Source organism: Candidatus Methylolitoribacter marinus (assembly GCF_051853155.1).
In the GTDB taxonomy this organism is placed as follows: domain Bacteria; phylum Pseudomonadota; class Gammaproteobacteria; order Burkholderiales; family Methylophilaceae; genus BACL14.
Window position 1 is genome coordinate 379,139 of sequence record NZ_CP124221.1, and the last position, 23,101, is coordinate 402,239.

General features: G+C 36.3%; 25 protein-coding genes and 5 tRNA genes. All 30 read left to right on the forward strand.

Annotated features, from left to right (window positions below; all coding sequences use genetic code 11):
* Positions 1–3: 3 nt before the first annotated feature.
* The 30 genes from pgsA (at position 4) to rplT (ending at position 23,093) form a co-directional block, all read left to right on the forward strand.
* Complete coding sequence (pgsA, locus tag QFA95_RS01980; protein WP_486463169.1) at positions 4–555, forward strand: CDP-diacylglycerol--glycerol-3-phosphate 3-phosphatidyltransferase; 552 nt, start codon at positions 4–6, stop codon at positions 553–555.
* 64 nt (positions 556–619) lie between these two features.
* Positions 620–695: transfer RNA gene (locus tag QFA95_RS01985), tRNA-Gly, on the forward strand.
* A 44-nt stretch (positions 696–739) separates the two neighbouring features.
* Positions 740–813: transfer RNA gene (locus tag QFA95_RS01990), tRNA-Cys, on the forward strand.
* A 39-nt stretch (positions 814–852) separates the two neighbouring features.
* A tRNA-Leu gene (locus QFA95_RS01995) sits at positions 853–939 on the forward strand.
* A 235-nt stretch (positions 940–1,174) separates the two neighbouring features.
* Positions 1,175–1,933, forward strand: a complete 759-nt coding sequence (locus QFA95_RS02000) for a hypothetical protein (protein WP_486463170.1) — start codon at positions 1,175–1,177, stop codon at positions 1,931–1,933.
* Entirely contained in the window at positions 1,920–3,611 is a 1,692-nt protein-coding gene (gene recJ, locus QFA95_RS02005; protein WP_486463171.1) for a single-stranded-DNA-specific exonuclease RecJ, read from the forward strand. The genes QFA95_RS02000 and recJ overlap by 14 nt, the downstream gene beginning before the upstream one ends.
* The gene (gene tpiA, locus QFA95_RS02010) at positions 3,604–4,383 is read left to right on the forward strand and encodes a triose-phosphate isomerase (RefSeq protein ID WP_486463172.1); all 780 of its coding nucleotides are present in this window, start codon (positions 3,604–3,606) and stop codon (positions 4,381–4,383) included. Before recJ ends, tpiA begins: the two co-directional genes overlap by 8 nt.
* 18 nt (positions 4,384–4,401) lie before the next feature.
* The gene (gene secG, locus QFA95_RS02015; protein ID WP_486463173.1) at positions 4,402–4,758 is read left to right on the forward strand and encodes a preprotein translocase subunit SecG; all 357 of its coding nucleotides are present in this window, start codon (positions 4,402–4,404) and stop codon (positions 4,756–4,758) included.
* Positions 4,759–4,763: 5 nt separating this feature from the next.
* Positions 4,764–4,848 (forward strand) — tRNA-Leu (locus QFA95_RS02020).
* A 22-nt stretch (positions 4,849–4,870) separates the two neighbouring features.
* Positions 4,871–5,227, forward strand: a complete 357-nt coding sequence (locus QFA95_RS02025; protein WP_486463174.1) for an NADH-quinone oxidoreductase subunit A — start codon at positions 4,871–4,873, stop codon at positions 5,225–5,227.
* Between the two features lie 3 nt (positions 5,228–5,230).
* Complete coding sequence (locus tag QFA95_RS02030; RefSeq protein ID WP_486463175.1) at positions 5,231–5,707, forward strand: NuoB/complex I 20 kDa subunit family protein; 477 nt, start codon at positions 5,231–5,233, stop codon at positions 5,705–5,707.
* Positions 5,704–6,291: an NADH-quinone oxidoreductase subunit C gene (locus tag QFA95_RS02035; RefSeq protein ID WP_486463176.1), complete on the forward strand. Its 588-nt coding sequence runs from the start codon at positions 5,704–5,706 to the stop codon at positions 6,289–6,291. The genes QFA95_RS02030 and QFA95_RS02035 overlap by 4 nt, the downstream gene beginning before the upstream one ends.
* The gene (locus tag QFA95_RS02040; protein ID WP_486463177.1) at positions 6,284–7,537 is read left to right on the forward strand and encodes an NADH-quinone oxidoreductase subunit D; all 1,254 of its coding nucleotides are present in this window, start codon (positions 6,284–6,286) and stop codon (positions 7,535–7,537) included. The genes QFA95_RS02035 and QFA95_RS02040 overlap by 8 nt, the downstream gene beginning before the upstream one ends.
* Before the next feature lie 2 nt (positions 7,538–7,539).
* Positions 7,540–8,010: an NADH-quinone oxidoreductase subunit NuoE family protein gene (locus tag QFA95_RS02045; RefSeq protein WP_486463178.1), complete on the forward strand. Its 471-nt coding sequence runs from the start codon at positions 7,540–7,542 to the stop codon at positions 8,008–8,010.
* On the forward strand, positions 8,010–9,323 hold the full coding sequence (gene nuoF / locus QFA95_RS02050) for an NADH-quinone oxidoreductase subunit NuoF (RefSeq protein WP_486463179.1): 1,314 nt from the start codon (positions 8,010–8,012) through the stop codon (positions 9,321–9,323). The genes QFA95_RS02045 and nuoF overlap by 1 nt, the downstream gene beginning before the upstream one ends.
* Positions 9,324–9,328: 5 nt before the next feature.
* Positions 9,329–11,371 (forward strand): NADH-quinone oxidoreductase subunit NuoG, encoded by a 2,043-nt coding sequence (nuoG, locus tag QFA95_RS02055; protein ID WP_486463180.1) that lies wholly within the window; start codon positions 9,329–9,331, stop codon positions 11,369–11,371.
* A complete protein-coding gene (nuoH, locus tag QFA95_RS02060) occupies positions 11,372–12,394 on the forward strand; it encodes an NADH-quinone oxidoreductase subunit NuoH (RefSeq protein ID WP_486463181.1) in 1,023 nt (340 codons plus the stop codon).
* Positions 12,394–12,885, forward strand: coding sequence for an NADH-quinone oxidoreductase subunit NuoI (nuoI, locus tag QFA95_RS02065; protein ID WP_486463182.1), 492 nt, complete (start codon positions 12,394–12,396; stop codon positions 12,883–12,885). The genes nuoH and nuoI overlap by 1 nt, the downstream gene beginning before the upstream one ends.
* Complete coding sequence (locus tag QFA95_RS02070) at positions 12,885–13,481, forward strand: NADH-quinone oxidoreductase subunit J (protein WP_486463183.1); 597 nt, start codon at positions 12,885–12,887, stop codon at positions 13,479–13,481. Before nuoI ends, QFA95_RS02070 begins: the two co-directional genes overlap by 1 nt.
* Positions 13,481–13,786, forward strand: coding sequence for an NADH-quinone oxidoreductase subunit NuoK (nuoK, locus tag QFA95_RS02075; protein ID WP_486463184.1), 306 nt, complete (start codon positions 13,481–13,483; stop codon positions 13,784–13,786). The genes QFA95_RS02070 and nuoK overlap by 1 nt, the downstream gene beginning before the upstream one ends.
* Positions 13,783–15,768 carry an NADH-quinone oxidoreductase subunit L gene (gene nuoL, locus QFA95_RS02080; protein ID WP_486463185.1) on the forward strand — a complete coding sequence of 662 codons (1,986 nt, stop codon included), beginning with the start codon at positions 13,783–13,785 and terminating at the stop codon, positions 15,766–15,768. The genes nuoK and nuoL overlap by 4 nt, the downstream gene beginning before the upstream one ends.
* Positions 15,765–17,240, forward strand: a complete 1,476-nt coding sequence (locus QFA95_RS02085) for an NADH-quinone oxidoreductase subunit M (protein WP_486463186.1) — start codon at positions 15,765–15,767, stop codon at positions 17,238–17,240. The genes nuoL and QFA95_RS02085 overlap by 4 nt, the downstream gene beginning before the upstream one ends.
* A 4-nt stretch (positions 17,241–17,244) precedes the next feature.
* On the forward strand, positions 17,245–18,690 hold the full coding sequence (gene nuoN, locus QFA95_RS02090; protein ID WP_486463187.1) for an NADH-quinone oxidoreductase subunit NuoN: 1,446 nt from the start codon (positions 17,245–17,247) through the stop codon (positions 18,688–18,690).
* A gap of 68 nt (positions 18,691–18,758) precedes the next feature.
* On the forward strand, positions 18,759–18,968 hold the full coding sequence (locus QFA95_RS02095; RefSeq protein ID WP_486463437.1) for a DUF2818 family protein: 210 nt from the start codon (positions 18,759–18,761) through the stop codon (positions 18,966–18,968).
* Entirely contained in the window at positions 18,887–19,822 is a 936-nt protein-coding gene (locus tag QFA95_RS02100) for a Rossmann-fold NAD(P)-binding domain-containing protein (RefSeq protein WP_486463460.1), read from the forward strand. The genes QFA95_RS02095 and QFA95_RS02100 overlap by 82 nt, the downstream gene beginning before the upstream one ends.
* Positions 19,823–19,878: 56 nt before the next feature.
* Positions 19,879–19,955, forward strand: a tRNA-Val gene (locus tag QFA95_RS02105).
* A gap of 10 nt (positions 19,956–19,965) precedes the next feature.
* Positions 19,966–21,873: a threonine--tRNA ligase gene (thrS, locus tag QFA95_RS02110; protein WP_486463188.1), complete on the forward strand. Its 1,908-nt coding sequence runs from the start codon at positions 19,966–19,968 to the stop codon at positions 21,871–21,873.
* A 39-nt stretch (positions 21,874–21,912) separates the two neighbouring features.
* Positions 21,913–22,476, forward strand: a complete 564-nt coding sequence (infC, locus tag QFA95_RS02115) for a translation initiation factor IF-3 (RefSeq protein ID WP_486463438.1) — start codon at positions 21,913–21,915, stop codon at positions 22,474–22,476.
* A gap of 37 nt (positions 22,477–22,513) precedes the next feature.
* Positions 22,514–22,711, forward strand: coding sequence for a 50S ribosomal protein L35 (gene rpmI, locus QFA95_RS02120; RefSeq protein ID WP_009851944.1), 198 nt, complete (start codon positions 22,514–22,516; stop codon positions 22,709–22,711).
* Between the two features lie 22 nt (positions 22,712–22,733).
* Positions 22,734–23,093 carry a 50S ribosomal protein L20 gene (rplT, locus tag QFA95_RS02125; RefSeq protein ID WP_009853068.1) on the forward strand — a complete coding sequence of 120 codons (360 nt, stop codon included), beginning with the start codon at positions 22,734–22,736 and terminating at the stop codon, positions 23,091–23,093.
* The last annotated feature ends 8 nt before the right edge of the window (positions 23,094–23,101 follow it).

Here is a 23,101-nt window from a genome sequence, read left to right on the forward strand (position 1 = left end):
GTTATGAATCTTCCCAATTACATTTCTTTATTTAGAATCATTCTTATTCCTTTTTTAATACTTATTTTTTATCTACCTCATTCTGTGATTGGAAATTTTGATAAAAATCTAATCGCTACCGGCTTGTTTATCCTTGCTGGAATTAGTGATTGGCTGGATGGATTCTTAGCTAGAAAGTTACAATTAGAATCTAAGTTTGGTGCTTTTATTGATCCGGTTGCAGATAAATTAATAGTAATCGCATCATTAGTTTTATTGGTTGAGCTGAGTCGGATTAGTGCATTGATTGCAATTATCATTATTGGCAGAGAGGTTGCTGTCAGTGCTTTAAGAGAATGGATGGCTGGTGTTGGAAGTGCAGGAAGCGTTGCTGTTGCTTTTGTCGGCAAAGTAAAAACAACCATTCAGTTTATAGCCATTACTCTTTTGTTGTATTTTGAGGATATTTATTTTCTCCCAACACGATTGCTTGGAGAGGTAGCAATTAATCTTGCTGCAATTTTAACCATTATTTCTATGTTGTATTATCTGAAAAAAGCATTTATCAGGGATTAAACCAAATCATTTCCTTGCTGAGATTGACATCAATTAAAAAAAAGCTAAAATACTGCTTCTGTTTGCGTGAATAGCTCAGCTGGTAGAGCGCAACCTTGCCAAGGTTGAGGTCGCGAGTTCGAACCTCGTTTCACGCTCCAAATTTTTTTAAAAAGGGGAGATATTACTCCCCTTTTATATTTTCGGCGCGTTAGCAAAGTGGTTATGCAGAGGCCTGCAAAGCCTTAGACGCCGGTTCGATTCCGGCACGCGCCTCCATTCTTTTTTATAGAGGATGATGATAGAATACGTTTCTTTGCCCGGGTGGTGAAATTGGTAGACACAAGAGACTTAAAATCTCTCGATCTTACGATCGTGCCGGTTCGATTCCGGCCCCGGGCACCACTTTTAAACTATGATTGTCATGAGTGAAAAAGAATTAAAGAAAATTAATCAAAATTTACAAGCTATTTTAAAAACTCTAAAAACAGTTTTTACCCTCATCGCTTTTTTTGCATTCTTATATTTTTCATTATTAATTTACTTATTTGTTAGTGGATAATTGAAGAGCTTTGTTTTAATCAATCAACCCTCACCAGAAATAATCCATACTCTTTATCATTGGCACAAAAGATTTCAAATGAAAAAAATCTCTGCCGATTTATTTACTATCTATTCTGATTTATTCATAGAAAATAAAGCAGGATTGTTACCAGCTGGAATTATTCAAGATCCTGATGTTGAAAATCATTGGGTTTATTTGGCTATACCCGCAAACTTTGAACTGCAGAGAGATTCATTTATTTTTGCTGGCTTAAGGAGTGTGCCAAAAAATGTATTGGCAACATATTCTCAGTTTATAAAAAATGAATTGGATAGAAATCAGTATGACTTTAAACATTTTGGTAAATTTATGTTTTTGTTATCTAAAAATAATTTAGATTTTTGTTATGACTCAATTCATGCTTTAACAAATAATCCATACTGTATTAATGAGCATAGCTCTATGATTCATAAAGTTTTTTTTAATAATATTTCAATGCTCACTCATACTTTTTTTTCTAACAATCAAAAGGATGAGCTTTTTAATAATTTAATTTTTTTAAAAGTAGGCCTTCATTCAAATAAAAATAATAAAATGGCCGTGTTTTCAGATGATAATGATTTTCCTGGCTTTGATTACTCTCATGTCAGCGATAAAGAATTTGAAAATTCAGAAAAATTTATGATATTTGGAAGGCATTCCAAAGTACAGGTCGAAAATTATTTTAAAAAAAATATCAATCATATTGAAAAAGTAATTTTACTTGTTGATGATAGGTCATACACATTAAAAAAAACAAATAGCTTTATTAATTTTTTCAACGGATCAAGCAAAGTCTGGAATGAAATTAATTAATAAAAAGATAAATGAAGCAATAAAACAACAACTCATTGATGCTGGACGTCATCCTCTTATCGCACAAATATTGGCAGCAAGAAAAATTACTTCCTCTCAGGATGTTGAATATCCAATTGAACTGCTTCTTTCCCCAGATGAACTTTTAAACTGTAACGAAGCAGCAGATTTTTTATCTCATGCTATTCGTGATCAAAAAAAAATAACCATTGTCGGTGATTATGATGCAGATGGAGCCTCAGGATCATCAGTAGCTATATTGGGTTGCAGGCTGCTAGGAATTGAAGTGGATTTTTTAATTCCATCACGTTTTAAAAATGGTTATGGATTATCTAGTGAAATTGTCGATATCGCATATACAAAAAAGACAGATATCATTATCACTGTCGACAATGGAATTGCTAGCTTTGAAGGAATAAATCACGCCAATAGTCTTGGGATCGATGTCATAGTGACAGACCACCATTTACAAGCAGAAAATTTACCCAGTGCAAAATTTATCATCAATCCTAATCAAAAAAAATGTAGCTTTCCCAGTAAAAACTTATGTGGGGCAGGAGTTGTTTTTTATTTATTGATTGCTTTAAGAAAAACGTTACGTGATCAGGACTATTTTGATAATTTGAATTTAAAAGAACCAAACCTATTGCAACTGCTTGATCTGGTTGCATTGGCTACCATTGCCGATATGGTAAAAATGGATTTTAACAATCGTTTACTTGTCCATCACGGATTAAAGGTGATTAGATCTCAACAGTGCAATTTAGGCTTAAAAAAAATTTTTCAACTAACTAATAAATCGCACCTAAATGCATTAACTAGTGATCTCAGTTTTGTGATTGCGCCAAAAATAAATGCAGCAGGAAGAATGGATGACATGAGTCTTGGAGTCGCCTGTTTAACAGCAACTAATGAATATGAGGCACATCACTATGCTAAGCAGTTAATTGAGTTTAATTTTCAAAGAAAAAAAACTGAAGCTGATATGCAGGATGATGCACAAGCAATTATGCAAGGATTTAATAAGAGCAACAAAACAATTTGTTTGTTTAATGATCAATGGCATCAGGGTGTCATAGGTATTCTCGCATCTCGTTTAAAAGAAAACTTCTATCGGCCAGTGATTATTTTTGCTCAAGACGACTCAGGACAGCTCAAAGGATCTGCTCGATCAATTGATGGATTTCACATTAGAGACGCGATTGATCTGGTGGCAAAAAAAAATCCTGAAATCATTCTCACTTTTGGGGGTCACGCTATGGCCGCCGGATTGACTATTAAACAAGATAGTTTTGACACTTTTGTACAATCTTTTGAGGAAGTCGCTGGTTCTATTTTAAAGCCTGAAGATTTAAGTGAAATTGTTGAGGTGGATGATAGTATTTTAAAAGATGATATTAATGTACATATTATTGATGAAATTAATCAGCTTGAGTGGGGAAATGGTTTCCAAAGACCGCTGTTTGAAGATACATTTGATTGTGTCGGCCAAGAGGTCATTAAAGGTCTTCACACAAAATTAAATTTAGCAAAACAGAAGTATACATTTGAGGGTATTTATTTTAACTATCAAGAATTAATACCAGATAGAGTAAAATGCTTGTATACAGTCGAGAATAATAAATTTAATAACATAAATAAATTAACCTTAAATATAAAAAAAATAATCCATGAGTAAAAAAATTATCATTGCTAATTTAAAAATGCATGGTTCATCTTCATTTTATGAAGATTTATTTGCACAAGTGAAATCGACTCAACAGCACCTAGCAGCAAGCGATGTTGAAATTGTAATGTGTATTCCATACCCATACCTTTTTTTAGCTGAAAAATTTTTTGCTCATAGCGTTATCTCTTGGGGTTCGCAAAATGTTGCTAAAGATCTTGCGGGACCATTTACTGGTGAAGTGAGTGTGACAATGTTGACGGACTTTGCCTCACAATATGCCATTATTGGCCACTCTGAAAGAAGCACAGCCTATTGTGAATCAGATTTAAATATTGCAGAAAAATTTAAAAGATTAAAAGAACACAATGTCAGACCAATTTTGTGTGTTGGTGAAACTTTCATTGAACGAGAAGCCGGTATGGAAAAAAAAGTAGTACAAGCTCAGTTGGAAACAATTTTAAGTAATGGATCGGAAATATTTGCGGATTCTGTCATCGCTTATGAGCCGATATGGGCAATTGGGAGCGATATGGCTGCATCCCCCGAGCAGGCTCAAAATATGTGTTCTTTTATTAGAGATTTTATTCACAGTGAAGGTAAGCCAAGTGGTAACAATGATCAGAAAAAAATACCTTTAAAAGTAGTGTATGGAGGCAGCGTAAATGAAAAAAATACGTTACAATTACTGTCTTTAGATGAGGTTGATGGGGCACTCATAGGTAGGTGTTCATTAAGTGCCGATAAATTCATTCATATCTGTAACTTGGCTCATCAAATTTAAACTTTTTAAATATATTTTATGGAAACAATTTTAATTATTTTGCACTTATTAGCAAGTATCGGTGTGATTGGATTAGTCTTACTGCAAAATGGTAAAGGTGCAGATGCTGGCTCAGCCTTTGGTGGAGGAAATTCAAGTGGTTCTTTTGGTATCCAAGGCTCGTCAAACTTTATGACCAAAGCGACTGCTTTTTGCGTGACTCTATTTTTTATTACCAGCATTAGTCTTGCTCTGGTTGCAAGCAACAAGCATGGTGATCGAAGTGTTGTAGATGCATCTTCTATAGATACATTTGATTCTTTGGACGATGGAAACTCTTTTGATGATGTTCAGTCAGAAGACTTGAGCGAGGAGCTCTCAGACATCCCTGATTAGTTTTTGCCGTCGTGGTGGAATTGGTAGACACGCTATCTTGAGGGGGTAGTGACGAAAGTCGTGAGAGTTCGAGTCTCTCCGACGGCACCATTAAATTAAACGATAGGTTTTGATGTTAGATTCATATTTTCCGATTTTATTATTTATTCTTGTTGGCTTGGGTGTTGGCATAGGACCCCTTGTCCTTGGAAAAATCCTCGCACCCCACAAACCTGATGATCAAAAAAACTCACCCTACGAATGTGGCTTTGAAGCATTTGAGGATGCAAGAATGAAGTTTGATGTTCGATACTACTTAGTCGCTATTTTGTTTATTCTTTTTGATTTAGAAATTACCTTTCTATTTCCCTGGGCAGTTGTACTCGACACATTAGGTCTTCAAGGATTTATAGTGATGATGATTTTTTTGGGCATACTGGTTGTTGGATTTATCTATGAATGGAAAAAAGGTGCATTGGATTGGGAATAAGTAATGAGTCTTGAAGGGTTATTAGAAAAAGGGTTTATCACCACAAATCTTGACACGCTAATCAATTATACGCGCACAAATTCAATGTGGCCTATGACCTTTGGCTTAGCATGTTGTGCTGTTGAAATGATGCATGCTGGTGCAGCACGATATGACTTGGATCGTTTTGGCATGGTTTTTAGACCAAGCCCACGTCAGTCAGATTTAATGATCGTTGCAGGAACCTTGGTTAATAAAATGGCACCTGCATTAAGAAAAGTATATGACCAGATGCCTGATCCTAAATGGGTAATATCGATGGGCTCTTGTGCTAATGGCGGGGGTTATTATCACTACTCTTACTCGGTGGTGCGTGGTTGCGACCGAATTGTTCCGGTCGATGTATATGTTCCGGGATGTCCCCCTACTGCTGAGGCGCTAATGTTTGGTCTACTTCAACTACAAAAGAAAATTAAAAGGACCAATACAATCGCGCGATGAATGATCTAAATAAATTAATATCTAATTTAAAATCAACCTTTCCTCAAGCTACTGTAAACAAACAATTTGATGAGGTAACCTTATCGGTGCATGGAAATGCAGTCATTAAGATATTAAAAAAATTAAAAATAGGATCACATTTTAAGTTTATCCAGTTAATTGATATTGCTGCAGTTGACTATTCACAATACCCTCAAAATCCTTTTGATGAGAGTCGTTACGCTGTTGTTTATCATTTATTATCTCTAAAAAATAATCAGCGTCTTCGAGTCAGAGCATTTATTGAAGATAATCATTTTCCTGTTATAGAGACAGCCACAACCATTTATGCCAATGCTGATTGGTATGAGCGAGAGGCTTTTGATTTGTTCGGAGTCATGTTTTTAAATCATCCAGACCTTCGCAGAATTCTGACGGATTATGGGTTTATTGGACATCCGTTTAGAAAAGATTTTCCAATGATCGGTAATGTTGAGATGCGTTATGATCCTGAACAAAAAAGAGTTATTTATCAGCCAGTCACCATAGAGGCGCGTAACAATGTACCTCGTGTAATTGACGAGGAGGGGTTCCGTAATGGCTGAAATAAAAAATTACACCATGAACTTTGGCCCTCAACATCCAGCTGCGCATGGAGTACTCAGGCTTGTTTTGGAATTGGATGGGGAAGTCATTCAAAGGGCTGATCCCCATATTGGTTTATTACATCGAGCGACAGAAAAACTTGCAGAAAATAGAACATATATTCAATCAGTTCCATACATGGATCGATTAGATTATGTATCCATGATGATGAATGAACATGCTTACGTCATGGCAATTGAAAAAATGTTAAATCTGAAGGTTCCTATTCGTGCTCAATACATCAGAGTCTTATTCGATGAAATTACAAGGTTGTTGAATCACCTATTGTGGCTAGGCTGTCATGCACTCGATGTTGGAGCGATGTCTGTTTTCTTATACACCTTCAGAGAACGTGAAGACTTATTTGATTGTTATGAGGCTGTCTCTGGAGCTAGAATGCATGCGGCCTATTATCGTCCGGGTGGAGTCTACAGAGATTTGCCAGATCATATGCCTCAGTATCAAAATTCCCGTTTTACAAGACCGTCTGAGACACATAGGCTTAATGAAAATCGGCAAGGATCTCTGCTTGATTTTATTGAGGATTTTGCCACTCGCTTCCCAGGATACATTGATGAGTATGAAACACTATTAACGGATAATCGTATTTGGAAACAAAGAACTGTTGGAATTGGAGTGGTATCTCCTGAGCGAGCAATTGAGCTTGGTTTTACTGGACCTATGTTGAGAGGTTCTGGGATCGAGTGGGATTTAAGAAAAAAACAACCCTATGAAGTTTACGATAAGTTAGATTTTGATATCCCTGTGGGCGTTGAGGGCGATTGTTATGATCGCTATTTGGTTAGAATTGAAGAAATGAGACAGTCTGTTTACCTTATAAATCAGTGCACAAAGTGGTTGAGAGATAACCCTGGTCCGGTCATTTCAGATAATCAAAAATTTGCACCACCGAAACGGACAGACATGAAAGAAGATATGGAGTCCATGATTCACCATTTTAAATTGTTTACTGAAGGGTTTCATCTTCCTAAAGGTGAAGCATATGCTGCGGTAGAACATCCCAAGGGAGAGTTTGGAATTTATATGGTTTCTGATGGAGCAAATAAACCATACCGTCTAAAAATTAGAGCACCAGGCTTCGCTCATCTTGCCTCTTTAGATGAGATGACTAAAGGTCATATGATTTCTGATCTGGTAGCAATTATTGGAACTCAAGATATTGTTTTTGGGGAAATTGATCGATAGGTATGAATGTAAAATTAAAAAAGTTAATCGATAAAGAGTTAAAAAAATATCCATCCGATAAAAAACAGTCGGCTGTAATTGCTGCTCTGGCAATCATGCAAAATGATAGGGGTTGGCTATCTAAAGAGGATATTAGTGAGGTGGCTCTATATTTAGATATGCCTGAAATTGCTGTGCTTGAGGTCGCCACTTTTTATAATATGTTTGATTTAAAAGCAGTTGGTAAATACAAGTTATCGATATGCACTAATATTTCTTGTATGTTGAGAGATGCCGACCATATTGTGAATCATTTAAAAGAAAAATTAAAAATTGATTTTAATGAGGTAACAAAAGATGGCAAATTTTGTTTAAAAGAGAGTGAATGTATGGGCGCGTGTGGAGGGGCTCCGTTATTGACCGTTAATAATCAAAAGATGCATGAGCATTTAAACATTGATAAAGTTGATCAGCTATTAAAAGAACTTAAATAATGAATGATGTAATAGACAAAAATATGGAGTTAAAAAATAATAATAAGCAGTTATTTAATATCTGTTTAAGGACCTCATCTCTCAAAAATCCAGGCTCAATAAAAACGTATCAATCCATTGGCGGCTACGAGCAGATTAAGAAAATTTTAAAAAACAAGATTGATCCCCAACAATTAATTGATGAAATAAAAATTTCAGGCTTAAGGGGGAGAGGTGGAGCTGGTTTCCCGACCGGAATTAAATGGTCATTCATGCCTAGAGATTACGATGGCACCAAATACATTGTGTGTAACAGTGATGAAGGAGAGCCAGGTACATTTAAGGATAGGGACATCATTCGCTACAACCCCCATCAACTCATCGAGGGAATGATGATTGGCGCTTATATTATGAATGCGCAGGTGGGTTTTAACTACATTCACGGCGAGATCTGGGAAGATTATATATCTTTTGAAAAAGCAATCGAAGATGCACGCAAGGCCGGTTTTTTAGGAAACAATATACTGGGGTCGGGTTTTGATTTTGAGTTGCACGCTGTTCACGGTTATGGCGCTTATATCTGTGGCGAGGAAACTGCTTTAATTGAATCTATTGAAGGCAAGAAAGGTCAACCACGCCATAAGCCTCCTTTTCCAGCAACCTATGGAATTTACGGGAAGCCTACAAATGTGAATAACACAGAAACGTATGCTTCAATTCCATGGATTATAGAACATGGCGGTCAAGAGTTTATGAATCAGGGCGTTCCAAATTCTGGGGGGACTAAAATTTTTTCAGTTTCTGGCCATGTGGAGAAGCCTGGTAATTATGAGATTCAGTTAGGGATGCCCTTTAGACAATTACTTACTGAAGCTGGCGGGGTATGGAAAAACAGACAACTTAAAGCAGTTATTCCTGGAGGACCATCAACACCGGTAGTGCCGGCCGAGATCATTATGGATGCGACGCTTGATTATGATGGGCTTGTTCAAATTGGATCCAGTGTTGGGGCCGGCTCGATGATTATCATGGATGAAAGTACTTGTATGGTTCAAGCCTTAAGGAGATTGTCTTACTTCTTTTATGAGGAGTCATGTGGACAGTGCACGCCATGTAGAGAAGGAACAGGGTGGGTATATCGAATTATTGATCGAGTTTTTAAAGGTCAAGCCACATTAGCTGACCTTGATCTGCTGACGGATGTGAGTAAAAAAATTTCTGGAAGAACTATTTGTGCATTAGGTGATGCGGCAGCAATACCAGTGCTTAGCTTTATAAAGCACTTTAGAGGCGAGTTTGAAAATTTTATTAAATATGGAAAATCGGCAAACTAATTAAGATGGTAAAAATTAAAATCAATGGCAAAACATTTAAGGTTCCTGAAAAAAGTACGATTATTCAGGTGGCCGACGACAACGGAATAGATATACCGAGATTTTGTTACCATAAAAAACTAAGTATTGCCTCTAATTGTCGAATGTGTCTGGTAGAGGTGAAAAATATTCCTAAGCCACTTCCTGCGTGCGCAACTTTTGTTAATGAGGGAATGGAAATATTTACCAAATCAAAACAAACAAAAGACTGTCAGCAAAGCGTGATGGAGTTTTTACTCATTAATCACCCTCTAGATTGCCCAATCTGCGATCAAGGGGGTGAGTGTGACCTTCAAGATACAGCGATGGCCTACGGAAGTCCAAAATCAAGGTATCAGGAAGAAAAGCGTGTGGTTCTTAACAAAAATCTCGGCCCCTTGGTGTCAACAGATCTAAATCGATGCATTCAATGTTCTCGGTGTGTTCGCTTTCTAAAGGAAGTTGGTGGAATGCAAGAACTTGGGTTAATTGGACGTGGTGAGCATGCAGAAATATCAGCTTATGTTGAAAAATCAGTAGATTCAGAAATATCAGGAAATATTATTGATTTATGTCCAGTGGGTGCATTAACCTCAAAACCCTTCCGATATTCTGCGCGGACTTGGGAAATGGTCAGAAAATCAACTATATCCCCCCATGATAGTCTTGGGTCACATTTAGAAGCTCATGTAAAGGATGGAAACGTCATGAGAGTCTTGCCTAAAGAAAATGAGGAAATTAATGAGTGCTGGATATCTGACAGGGATCGTTTTTCATACATAGGGATTAATAGTGAGGATCGTGTTAAAACACCATTATTAAAAACTGGATCAAATTTTAAACCCATTAGTTGGGATGAAGCATTTCATACCCTTGAAAGAGTTTTCCATCCTTCTTTAAATAAATTTAAGCAAGATGATGTCGTTATCTTTTCTTCTAACCAAATGACTCTAGAAGAGGCTTATTTGCTAGAGAAGTTAGCGGACTATGTTGGAACAAAGCAGGTTAAGTTTGATGCCGTTAATAACCCAAGCTTCATTGCAAATCCATCATTAAATGGCATGATCAGCGATGTTGAGAATTTTGAAAATATTATTCTTTTGGGATCACAATTAAGAAATGAAAACCCATTATTATTACAACGCCTTCGCAAGATGGGGAATGCTGGTAAGACAATTAATATAATTAATACAGTTGATTTTGATCTGCAATTAAGTGTTGCAAATAAAATTATTCAACCCGTAAAAGATTTCCAAAAAACTTTTGAACACATTCATAAGATCATATCGACTAAAGTGGCGAAAAAAGAAAATTCAACTGAAAAAAATATTGCAAATTTATTATCGAACAATACTTTGCTATTGGTGGGTGAAGATGTTTACACCAATCCTGCTTTTATAAATTTAACAAACGTCATTAATCAATTGATTGATATAACAAGCTTGAAAATTGGTTGCCTGCCAACAGGGGCGAATTCAGTTGGTCTTCAACAGATTTTTAGGAATTATATTAATGATATTGATGATAAGAAATATCAAGCATTAATTAGTATTAATTTGGAATCAGAAGATGTCAAAGATAAATTATTATTCGAAAGAGTATTAAAAAAATCAACATTTAAAGTTGGAGTTACACCCTTTTTAAATAATAATAGCAAGCAGCTTGATTTGATCTTGCCGTCAACAACACATTTTGAAAATGAAGGAACATTCGTTAATCTTGAATCTCGTGTACAAAGTTTTAGCCAAGCCATAAGTCCAAAATTTGAATCAAAACCTCTTTGGAAAATATTACGTGTTCTTGGTAACTTTATTGATTGTCCAGATTTTACATTTGAATCATGTAGTGAGATTAAAGAAAAAGTCGTTCAGAAACTTTCCAAAAGTAAATTAAAAAGGTTTAATTTAATCAATCAGCAAGTGAAACCTCATACCAATGATTTTTGGTTAAAAGATATTAACAATAGTGATGCGTTAGTAAGAAGATCGACGGCATTGCAAAACACCAAGCGTCTAAGGAGTGAAAAGTAAGTGCAAGAGTTTTTCTCTCAATTTTTTAGTTCAGACGTTGCGCTAACGCTATCTTATCTTTTTAAGATCATCTTAATTGTCATACCGGTAATGATTTCTGTCGCTTATCTTACCTACTTTGAAAGAAGAGTGATTGGGTTCATGCAATCTCGAATTGGACCAAATAGGGTCGGTTATTTTGGTTTGCTCCAGCCAATTGCGGATGCCTTAAAATTGATGTTTAAAGAAATCGTATTACCAACAAAGTCTAATAACTTTTTATTTTTTCTTGCACCATTATTATCGATTGCACCCGCTCTAGCGGCCTGGGCAGTCATTCCATTTGATTATGAAATGGTATTAGCTGACATTAATGCTGGTCTTTTATATGTGTTAGCTATGACATCAATTGCAGTTTATGGAGTCATTATTGCGGGGTGGGCATCTAACTCAAAGTATGCCTTTTTAGGAAGTTTACGATCTGCGGCTCAAATCGTCTCATACGAAATCGCAATGGGATTTACCCTTGTCGGAGTGTTGATGTGTGCCAATAGCCTAAATCTTGGAGATATCGTGATAGCTCAAGAGGGAGGTATTTCACAATGGTACTGTTGGCCATTATTCCCATTGTTTATTATTTATTTTATTAGCGCTGTGGCAGAAACCAATCGTGCCCCATTTGACGTGGCTGAGGGTGAGTCAGAGATCGTAGCAGGTTTTCATGTTGAATATTCAGGTATGGCATTCGCCTTATTCTTTTTAGCAGAATATGCAAATATGATTTTAGTCAGTATCTTGGCTGTAATTATGTTTTTGGGAGGCTGGTTGTCACCAGTTTCTTTTATCCCAGATGGTATATTCTGGTTAATTATTAAGGTAGCCTTTGTGCTGTTTTGCTTTTTATGGTTAAGAGCGACATTCCCTCGCTACCGTTATGATCAAATAATGAGACTTGGTTGGAAGGTGTTTATTCCTCTCACTTTGGTATGGATTATTTTTGTGGGCGCTATGATGCAAACTCGTTATGCAGGATACTTTCATTAATGAAAAAACTAATTTTAAATATTTCAAAAAGCCTGTCTCTTTTCGAACTTCTAAAAGGCATGAAATTAACTTTAAGTTATTTTTTTGCAAAGAAGGTCACGATCCAGTATCCCGAACAAAAAATACCTAAATCTCCGCGATTTAGAGGTCTCCATGCATTGCGACGTTATCCGAATGGTGAAGAGAGATGTATTGCATGTAAGTTGTGTGAAGCAGTGTGTCCCGCAATGGCAATCACAATTGAATCTGAATTAAGGGAAGATAATTCCAGAAGAACAACTCGATATGATATTGATTTAACTAAGTGTATCTTTTGTGGTTTTTGTGAAGAGTCATGCCCGGTAGACTCAATCGTCGAAACGCGAATATTTGAATACCATGGAGAAGAGAGAGGAGATTTGCTTTATACCAAAGATATGCTTTTAGAAGTGGGTAAAAAGTATGAAAAACAAATTGCTAAAGACCGCAAACAAGAAGCGAAGTACCGTTAATGATTTTTACAGATTATCTTTTCTATCTTTTTAGCAGTATTTTGGTATTAGCATCTTTGCGAGTTATTACTGCAAATAATCCTGTTTATTCCGCTCTTTCATTAGTCCTTGCTTTTTTTAGTGCAGCAGGCATCTGGTTGCTATTACATGCTGAATTCTTAGCTATTGCGTTGGTGTTAGTTTATGTTGGCGCAGTAATGGTGTTATTTCTATTTGTTGTGATGATGTTAGATATTAATATTGAAGCCCTTAAACAAAGATTTTGGAGTTATTTTCCAGTCGCACTCTTGATTGCTTTGTTATTTATTTTCGAGATCTATTTAGTGGTAACGGATAAGTTCTTTAGCTCTTTAGATCCAGTTGGAATACCTTTAGAGAAAAGCAACACCCACTCAATAGGAAGTGTGTTATACACCGATTATTTGCTGCCATTTCAGGTTGCGGCAGTAATTTTATTGGTCGCTATCATATCTGCTATTGTGTTGACCATGCATGGCAAGAAGGCGCATAAAGCGATTGATCCTAAAGATCAAATTAAAGTGAACAGAAATGATCGAGTCAGAGTAGTCAAAATGAAATCGGAGAAAAAGAAGTGATGGTAACTTTATCTCACTATTTATTTTTAGGAGGAATTCTATTTGCCATAAGTATTCTAGGAATTTTTTTAAATAGAAAAAATATTATTTTAATTCTTATGGCGATCGAATTGATGTTGCTAGCAGTAAATATAAACTTTATTGCGTTTAGTCATTATCTCGGTGATCTATCTGGCCAAATTTTTGTTTTTTTTATTCTGACAGTTGCTGCTGCGGAGTCAGCTATAGGTTTAGCTATCATAATTTTGATTTTTAGAAACTATAAATCAATTAATGTAGCAGACGTGAATAGGTTAAAAGAATGACGTTAATGAAACTCTATACCTTGGTTCCAATGATGCCTCTTGTTGCATCAATCATCATCGGTCTATTTGGTCGTCAATTACCAAGAGCATTTTCACACTTAGTCCCTATTGTTTTAGTGTTAGGAAGTTTTCTTTTATCTTTATACGCCCTATACATTTCCTATCATGGTTATGTGTTTAATGAGAATCTCTTTAGGTGGATGACTGTTGGGCAGTATGATTTAAATATTGGTTTCATGGTCGACAATCTGACAGCATTAATGATGACGGTAGTGACATTTGTTTCATTAATGGTGCATATTTATACCATTGAATACATGAAAAAGGACCCTGGGTACAGTCGCTTCTTTAGTTTTATTTCATTGTTTACTTTTGCCATGCTGATGTTGGTGATGAGTAATAATTTTTTACAGCTATTTTTTGGCTGGGAAGCAGTCGGTCTAGTCTCTTATTTACTGATTGGATTCTGGTATAAAAAACCAACGGCTATTCATGCCAATATGAAAGCTTTTTTGGTGAATAGAGTTGGTGATTTTGGCTTTCTCTTGGGAATCGCTCTAATAATGTTTTACTTTGGAACCCTCGATTATCAAGAAGTTTTTTCAAGAGTAAATTCTTTCGCTGATCAAGAATTTATTCTGATGGGCTCTTCAGTTTCTCTTGTCACGTTAATTTCAATTTTATTATTTATAGGCGCAATGGGTAAGTCTGCACAAGTGCCTTTACACGTCTGGTTACCAGATTCTATGGAGGGCCCAACCCCAATATCAGCCCTGATTCATGCAGCAACCATGGTAACGGCAGGAATCTTTCTTGTAACGCGAGTATCTCCAATAGTGGAATTATCAAATACAGCACTATCCGTTATTCTGATTGTGGGGAGCATTACCGCTTTATTCATGGGTATTTTAGGTATTTTTCAAAATGATATAAAACGGGTTGTGGCATACTCTACCTTATCTCAACTTGGTTATATGACGATTGCCTTGGGTGTCTCAAGCTACTCCTTAGCAATGTTCCATTTATTTACGCATGCATTTTTTAAGGCTTTATTATTTTTAGGTGCTGGATCAGTAATAATTGGCATGCATCATGATCAAAATATTATGAACATGGGAAATCTAAAAAAATATATGCCAATTACTTGGATAACATTTTTACTTGCCACTTTAGCTTTGGTTGGCATGCCATTTTTCTCAGGATTTTATTCTAAGGAATCAATCATCGAGGCGGTAAAATACAGTGAAATTGTTGGCTCAAGTTTTGCATATTTTGCTGCCGTATTTGGCGTTTTTATTACCTCGCTGTATAGCTTTAGATTATATTTTATTGTCTTCCATGGTCAGGAGAGGTGGAGAAATAAGTCTTCATCAAACAATCATCATGATGACCACGGCTTGACTGCAAATCAATCACCCCATGAGACAACCTGGTTAGTAACGATGCCTCTCATTTTACTGGCTATTCCATCGGTCCTCATTGGATTTTTTACGATTGAACCAATTATTAAAAGCAGTTTTTTATTAAAAGATATCTTTATTTTGGATACACATCTTGCTCTACAGCAGGTCACTGACCACTTTCATGGCTCTATAAATATGGCTCTGCACGCATTGGCGACGTTACCATTTTGGCTAATGGTATTAGGCTTTATCGTTGCATATCTCTTGTATTACAAAAATATTAATTTTATCAAGACGCCAAAGGTTGTAAAAAAAGTCATAGATTATAAATATGGTTTTGATAACTTTAATGAATACATTTTGGCACCACTAACAGTCAGACTTGGAAATGCTTTATGGAAATATATGGATATAAAAATAATTGATAATTTCTTTGTCAACGGCGCCGCTAGAACAATTAATCTTTTCTCACACATTACTAAAAGAATACAAACTGGTTTTATTTCTCAATATGCCTTTGTGATGGTGATTGGATTATTGCTCTTCATAAGCTATTTTATTTTGGGTGGTAAGTCATGACCGGTATCTTGTCATTAGTAATTTGGACTCCGATTGTACTTGGCATAGTTTTATTGCTGATACAAAATAAATTATCAACTACCCTAACATACCGATTAGGCAATTTTTTTGGATTTATTTCTTTTCTTGTCACACTGCCTTTGTATATTTATTTTGATAAAGGATTTTCCGGTTTTCAATTTCAAGAAATGTACCCATGGATTAATCATTTTTCGATAAATTATCATCTTGGTTTGGATGGGATTTCTTTACCGCTTGTTCTTTTAACAAGTTTTATTTCTTGGCTTGTGATTTTTATTTCATCTAATTCAATACAGCGGGCTATTGGTTTCTATATTTCTGCCTTCTTAATTCTTTCTGGCCTAATGATTGGTGTCTTTCTGGCCCTTGATGCAATCCTATATTATGTGTTTTGGGAAGCGATGCTTATTCCGATGTTTTTACTCATTGGCATCTGGGGTGGTCCAAATCGTGTTTATGCCTCCATCAAGTTTTTTCTTTATACGGTGCTTGGCTCGTTGTTAATGTTGGTAGCATTTATATACCTCTATAACCAAACGGCAAGCTTTTCAATTTTAGATTTTTACTCGAAACCTTTATCACTCAATATCCAGGTATTGATTTTCCTGGCCTTTTTCATGGCATTTGCAGTCAAAATTCCCATGTGGCCTGTTCATACTTGGTTGCCTGATGCACACGTGGAAGCACCAACAGGTGGTTCGGTCATTTTAGCTGCGATTATGTTGAAATTGGGTGGGTATAGTTTTATTCGGTTTGCAATGCCAATTAGTCCTGATGCATTAATCTTTTTAAAGCCTTTTTTAATTGGTCTGTCTTTAATCGCAATTGTTTATATTGCCCTGGTTGCAATCGTGCAAACAGATATGAAAAAATTAATTGCTTACTCATCAATATCTCATATGGGTTTTGTGACACTTGGCTTATTTATTTTAAACCCATTGGGATTTGAAGGTGGATACGTTCAGATGATTTCTCATGGGTTTATTTCTGCAGCACTATTTTTTGCAATTGGCGTTCTCTATGACAGAATGCATTCGAGAAACATCAGTGACTATAGGGGTGTGATGAATAGCATGCCTATTTTTGGCTCTTTCTTTGTCTTATTTGCTATGGCTAATTCTGGGCTACCAGGAACATCAGGATTTGTTGGTGAATTTCTTGTCATTTTAGGAGCTATGCAAGATCATTTTTGGATTGCTTTCTTTGCTAGCCTGACCCTTATTTTTGGTGCCACATATTCCTTGTGGCTTGTGAAAAGAATTATTTTTGGTGAGGTGAAGAATAAAAAAATTGCTGCACTTAAAGATTTAAATGGAAAAGAGTTTTTTGTGATGAGCGTATTAGCTTTGATGACCTTGGCTATTGGAATATATCCAGCACTTATTACCGATATTACGAATCAGTCATCCCAAGTGATGTTGGGATTAATTCAACAATCAAAAATTTTATAACACTATGACGCTCTCAACATTATTGACTATTGCTGTTCCAGAAATCATTATCTTGATTGCTGCTATGAGCGTTCTTTTGCTTGGGGTATTTTATAAAAATACCACTTCTCTATTTGGTATTACGCAGCTCACTTTGCTGATAGCTGCTTACTTCACTGCACAATTACCTATTGATGTTAAGTTAACGGCATTTAATGACATGTTTATTGTTGACAGTCTTTCTATGTTTCTTAAGCTACTCAGTTATTTTGCTTTGTCGTTGGTATTAATTTATAGCCGTAGCTTTTTGCAAATTCGTAATTTACATAATGGTGAATTCTATGCCCTGACGCTTTTTGCATTGTTAGGAATTAATCTGATTATTTCTTCCTATCATTTATTAAGTTTATACATGGGCCTTGAGCTCCTTTCTTTAAGTTTGTATACCTTAGTGGCATTTGATAGAAACCGACCAGAAGCTTCCGAGGCAGCAATGAAGTATTTTGTTCTTGGCGCTGTTGCTTCAGGATTTTTATTGTATGGTTTTTCAATGTTGTATGGTATTACTGGAAGTTTGCAAATTGCAGAAATTTCATCCAAGCTAACAGATGCTTCAATTAATCCTGTGGTCTTATCATTTGCATTGGTATTTGTTGTTGTAGGAATTGCCTTTAAGTTTGGTGCAGCCCCATTCCAATTATGGGTGCCTGACGTGTATCAGGGAGCAGCAACTCCCATTACCATGTTTATTGGTTCGGTACCAAAATTTGCATCTGTGGCTATGTTAATACGGCTATTATTTCAAGGTTTAGATCACATGGTATTAGATTGGCAAGCAATGCTTCTTATTATGGCTATTGTGTCTATGTTGTTTGGAAACATCACAGCGATAGCGCAAACAAAAATTAAAAGACTGTTAGCATATTCAGCTATTTCTCATGTGGGTTTTATGTTTTTAGGCTTAGCAACTGGAACAATTACTGGAATAGCATCTGCATTGATGTACATCGCTGTCTATGTTCTTATGACGCTTGCATCATTCGGGTTAATAATCCATTTAAGCAACCAAGGGAAAGAGCTTGATCAGATTACTGACCTCTCAGGCTTGGGAAAACAAAAACCATGGTTAGCTTTTTTACTGTTGCTCATTTTTTTAAGTTTGGCAGGAATTCCTCCAACTATCGGTTTTTATGCGAAGTTTTCAATTATTCAGGCAACAGTTCAATTTGGTTGGATCTGGCCAGCAATCATTGCAGTTATGAGCGCTCTCATTGGAATATTTTATTATTTGAGAATTATCAAAGTCGCTTATTTTGACGAACCTGGAAAAAATTTAGACCAAGTCTCAAAATCATCGAACAATGAACTGAGTGTCACTTTATCAATCAATACTCTTGCTTTATTGATTATTGGATTATTTCCGTCCTCATTGATGGATATAGCGACACTTACTTCAGCACTTATATTTTAATGATTTTTTTACTCATACTTATTTTAATGATTTTTTTAGCTAACCTGCCTTGGATGACAAGTAATTTCATGCTTCTTTTTCCTGCTAAAAAGTCCTTACCCATTATTATTCTTGAAGTCCTCTTGTATTTTTTGATTTTTAGATTAATCACCTATGCACTGGAGTGGACCATGATAGGATCAGTACATAATCAAGATTGGCAATTTTACGCAGCACTTCTATCTTTGTTTATCGTATCCAGCTCACCTGGGTTTGTGGTCAAAGTATTGTGGAAATAGCAAAACCCAAAGTTATTATCGTAGGCTGTGGAAATTTAGGAAAAAAAATTGGTGATATTTTTGCTCACCACGAAAATTTTCAAATTCTGGGTGTAAAAAGAAATCCAAGCGGGCAAAGCAATTTTCCGATTCTAGCCAAAGATATTTTTGCCAATGATTTCTCTGCATGGATTGTTGCTGAAAACCCAAACTATATAATTTATTCAGCCACGCCAGCTAGCTCTAATGCAAAAGATTATGAAAAAATTTATGTTGAAGGCTTAAGAAAGATAACAGATATTATTGAAAGCCAAAAGCTGCAGACCAAAGTATTTTTTATTTCTAGTACCAGGGTATTTAACGGTAATACAAATTTAGAGGCGCTGGATGATCATGATGAAATCACCCCAAATGATGAACAAGGCAGAATTCTAGGGCAAGCTGAATGTATCGCTACCAAGAATGATAAAGGCTTCGTTTTTCGTTTAACAGGAATTTATGGTGTTGATAGAACCATGATGATTCGTTTAGCTCAAGATCAACAATCTTGGCCAGAAAATCGATTTACTAATAGAATTTATGATGAAGACGCAGCAAATATTATTGTAAATATTATTCTTAATAAACATTTAGATCCCAAATTTAACTTACCTTTAACTATTAACATAACCGACTCGTGCCCTGTTGAGCTTTATTTAGTTCTAAACTTTATTAGAAAAAAATTAAACCTTCCTGAAGTGCTCCATGAACCAATAGATAGGGTTGTTGGAAAAAAAATTATTTCAACTTTTGTGTCTAAACAGTTAAATTATCAATTCAAGCACCCAAGCTTTGAGAGTGGTTATACAGAAATTATTCAAAAGATGGCGAGATAGTTATAGATTGCTGTTGATCGAGCGATGATATAAAATAGTCGCTTATTTTTGACTTCAGGCGCGTAGCTCAGTTGGTTAGAGCACCACCTTGACATGGTGGGGGTCGTTGGTTCGAATCCAATCGCGCCTACCAATTTAAAAACATGATAAAAATTTCACTTCCAGACGGTTCAATTAAAGAATTTGAGAGCACTATTACTTTATCAGATGTTGCATATAATATTGGTGAAGGTCTGGGTCGGGCTGCATTAGCTGGTCATGTTGACGGCAAATTGGTAGATTTATCTCACGAAATATCCTCAGATGTAGCAGTTTCTATCGTGACTGCTAAGAATGATGAGGGGTTGGATATCTTAAGACATTCCACAGCTCACCTGCTGGCATATGCGGTTAAAGAATTGTTTCCTGAAGCACAGGTGACCATAGGACCTACCATTGACGATGGATTCTATTATGATTTTTCATATCATCGAGCTTTTACTCCAGAAGATTTAAATGCCATTGAAAAAAAGATGACTGAATTGGTAAAAGAAGATCACGTTGTTACTCGAGAAGTGATGAAGCGTGATGATGCGGTTAAGTTTTTTCTTGATCAGGGTGAAAACTATAAGGCCGAAATTATTGAGTCAATTCCTCAGGATGAGGAAGTGACGGTTTACCATGAAGGAAAGTTTTCTGATTTATGCCGCGGCCCTCACGTACCATCGACTGGAAAATTAAAAGTCTTCAAGTTGATGAAAGTTGCTGGCGCTTATTGGAGAGGAGATTCCAACAACGAGATGCTGCAACGAATCTATGGAACGGCGTGGGCGACCAAAGATGATCTTAAAGATTATCTGCATCGTCTTGAGGAGGCTGAAAAAAGAGATCACCGAAAACTTGGAAGGCAGTTAGATTTATTTCATATTCAAGATAATGCTCCCGGGATGGTGTTCTGGCATGCCAAAGGGTGGTCTCTATGGCAAGAAATAGAAAACTACATGAGAAAAAAATTTGTTGATTATGGATATCAAGAAATTAAAACCCCAGCCGTGCTTGATAAAACACTATGGGAAAAATCAGGGCATTGGGACAATTATCATGAAAACATGTTTGTGACAGCTTCTGAAAATAGAGACTATGCGGTAAAGCCAATGAATTGCCCTGGTCATGTTCAAGTTTTTAATCACCACTTGCATAGCTATCGTGATCTGCCTTTAAGGTTAGCTGAATTCGGCTCATGTCATAGGAATGAACCATCAGGCGCATTACATGGATTAATGAGAGTAAGAGGTTTTACTCAAGATGATGCTCATATTTTCTGCACTGAGCAACAGATTCTTAATGAGGTAGTTGATTTCAATAGAATGCTCATGGAGACCTATAAAGACTTTGGTTTTAATGATATTGAGGTCAAGCTTTCTACCCGACCAGAGAAAAGAGTGGGGAGTGATGATGTGTGGGATCAGTCTGAAAAAGCCTTGGAAGAAGCTCTTAAGGCGACAGGACTCGAATACGAGATACAACCAGGCGAAGGCGCTTTTTATGGTCCAAAAATTGAATATGTCTTACGTGATAGCTTGAATCGATTATGGCAGTGTGGCACCATTCAACTTGATTTTAACCTGCCGGTCCGTTTAAATGCAGAGTACGTAGATGAAAACAGCAATAAAAAACATCCAGTGATGCTGCACAGAGCGATTGTAGGCTCTATGGAAAGATTTATAGGAATTTTGATTGAACACTACGCCGGGAAGTTTCCGACATGGCTTGCACCAGTCCAGGCTGTGGTGATGAATATATCGGATTCCCAGGCCAAATATGTTGGCGATGTTGTTGATTTTCTTAAGAAAAATGATATTAGATGCGAATCAGACTTGAGAAATGAAAAAATAACCTATAAAATACGCGAACATAGCATTTCTCGCATACCGTATTTGTTAGTTATAGGTGATCGGGAGATGGAAAACAAACAAGTTGCCGTTCGTACTCAACAAGGTGAAGATTTGGGTGTAATGACTCTAGAAGAGTTTGTGGAAACAATGAACACACAAATTACAGCCAAAAGTTAAAAAGTGAGTTAACGGCTTTATTTTTTTTAGGGGTTAAGCATAGCACAATCAAAAGACGCACGAATTAACGGAGACATAACAGCCCAAGAAATTCGTTTAGTAGGTATGGAAGGAGAAGCTCTAGGAATTATGAGCTTATCTGAAGCTTTAGGAAAAGCGGATGATTTTGATACCGATTTAGTTGAGATTGCACCAAAAGCTGAACCACCTGTGTGTCGCTTGATGGATTATGGGAAATTTAAATATGCCCAAAGCAAAAAGCTCCATGAAGCACGAATGAAAACAAAGAATGTTCAGGTTAAAGAAGTCAAATTTAGACCTGGTACAGACGAGGGTGACTACAACGTTAAATTGCGTAACTTAATTCGCTTTTTGACCGATGGCGATAAAGCTAAGGTGACCTTGCGTTTTAGAGGGCGAGAAATTGCCCACCAACAACTCGGCATGCATTTATTAAAACGAGTTGAAACAGATCTTGAGGAATACGCAGTAGTTGAGCAGTTTCCAAAGATGGAAGGCCGTCAAATGGTTATGGTGTTATCACCAAATAAAAAACCTAAGAAGGTCGAAAAAAAGAAAGAAGAAGACGATACGGCTAATTAGGCATGCCTAGGCGTCTCTTAATAATAAGGAGAAAAAAATGCCAAAAATGAAAACAAAAAGTGGAGCGAAAAAACGCTTCAAATTTCTAGGAAGTGGTGCGATCAAAAGAACGCATTCACATCTTCGTCATATCTTGACCAAGAAAACAACTAAACAAAAAAGACATCTTCGTGGTACCGAGATCATATCTTCTACTGATGTGAAACGTGTACGCGCCATGATGCCTACTCAATAGTTAAAGAGATAAGGAGAAGATTATGCCTAGAGTAAAACGTGGCGTTACTGCCAGAGCCAAACATAAAAAAGTATTAGATGCTGCTAAAGGTTATAGAGGAAGACGAAAAAATGTATTTCGTGTAGCTAAAGAAGCGGTAATGAAAGCGGGACAATATGCTTACCGCGATAGAAGACAAAAGAAAAGAGTATTCAGAGCATTATGGATTGCACGTATTAATGCCGGTGCTAGAGAATTTGGTTTAACTTACAGCCGTTTAATCAACGGTTTGAAAAAAGCTTCAGTAGAGGTGGATAGAAAAGTTCTAGCTGATCTAGCGGTGTTTGATAAAGCTGCATTTGAAAAATATGCAGAATTAGCTAAATCAAATATTGAAGCCTAATTTAAAAA

Bases quoted from the DNA above. Each gene is read 5' to 3' on its own strand.
- pgsA (WP_486463169.1), top strand. From the start codon at position 4: ATGAATCTTCCCAATTACATTTCTTTATTTAGAATCATTCTTATTCCT.
- QFA95_RS02000 (WP_486463170.1), top strand. From the start codon at position 1,175: ATGAAAAAAATCTCTGCCGATTTATTTACTATCTATTCTGATTTATTC.
- recJ (WP_486463171.1), top strand. From the start codon at position 1,920: ATGAAATTAATTAATAAAAAGATAAATGAAGCAATAAAACAACAACTC.
- tpiA (WP_486463172.1), top strand. From the start codon at position 3,604: ATGAGTAAAAAAATTATCATTGCTAATTTAAAAATGCATGGTTCATCT.
- secG (WP_486463173.1), top strand. From the start codon at position 4,402: ATGGAAACAATTTTAATTATTTTGCACTTATTAGCAAGTATCGGTGTG.
- QFA95_RS02025 (WP_486463174.1), top strand. From the start codon at position 4,871: ATGTTAGATTCATATTTTCCGATTTTATTATTTATTCTTGTTGGCTTG.
- QFA95_RS02030 (WP_486463175.1), top strand. From the start codon at position 5,231: ATGAGTCTTGAAGGGTTATTAGAAAAAGGGTTTATCACCACAAATCTT.
- QFA95_RS02035 (WP_486463176.1), top strand. From the start codon at position 5,704: ATGAATGATCTAAATAAATTAATATCTAATTTAAAATCAACCTTTCCT.
- QFA95_RS02040 (WP_486463177.1), top strand. From the start codon at position 6,284: ATGGCTGAAATAAAAAATTACACCATGAACTTTGGCCCTCAACATCCA.
- QFA95_RS02045 (WP_486463178.1), top strand. From the start codon at position 7,540: ATGAATGTAAAATTAAAAAAGTTAATCGATAAAGAGTTAAAAAAATAT.
- nuoF (WP_486463179.1), top strand. From the start codon at position 8,010: ATGAATGATGTAATAGACAAAAATATGGAGTTAAAAAATAATAATAAG.
- nuoG (WP_486463180.1), top strand. From the start codon at position 9,329: ATGGTAAAAATTAAAATCAATGGCAAAACATTTAAGGTTCCTGAAAAA.
- nuoI (WP_486463182.1), top strand. From the start codon at position 12,394: ATGAAAAAACTAATTTTAAATATTTCAAAAAGCCTGTCTCTTTTCGAA.
- QFA95_RS02070 (WP_486463183.1), top strand. From the start codon at position 12,885: ATGATTTTTACAGATTATCTTTTCTATCTTTTTAGCAGTATTTTGGTA.
- nuoK (WP_486463184.1), top strand. From the start codon at position 13,481: ATGGTAACTTTATCTCACTATTTATTTTTAGGAGGAATTCTATTTGCC.
- nuoL (WP_486463185.1), top strand. From the start codon at position 13,783: ATGACGTTAATGAAACTCTATACCTTGGTTCCAATGATGCCTCTTGTT.
- QFA95_RS02085 (WP_486463186.1), top strand. From the start codon at position 15,765: ATGACCGGTATCTTGTCATTAGTAATTTGGACTCCGATTGTACTTGGC.
- nuoN (WP_486463187.1), top strand. From the start codon at position 17,245: ATGACGCTCTCAACATTATTGACTATTGCTGTTCCAGAAATCATTATC.
- QFA95_RS02095 (WP_486463437.1), top strand. From the start codon at position 18,759: ATGCTTCTTTTTCCTGCTAAAAAGTCCTTACCCATTATTATTCTTGAA.
- thrS (WP_486463188.1), top strand. From the start codon at position 19,966: ATGATAAAAATTTCACTTCCAGACGGTTCAATTAAAGAATTTGAGAGC.
- rpmI (WP_009851944.1), top strand. From the start codon at position 22,514: ATGCCAAAAATGAAAACAAAAAGTGGAGCGAAAAAACGCTTCAAATTT.
- rplT (WP_009853068.1), top strand. From the start codon at position 22,734: ATGCCTAGAGTAAAACGTGGCGTTACTGCCAGAGCCAAACATAAAAAA.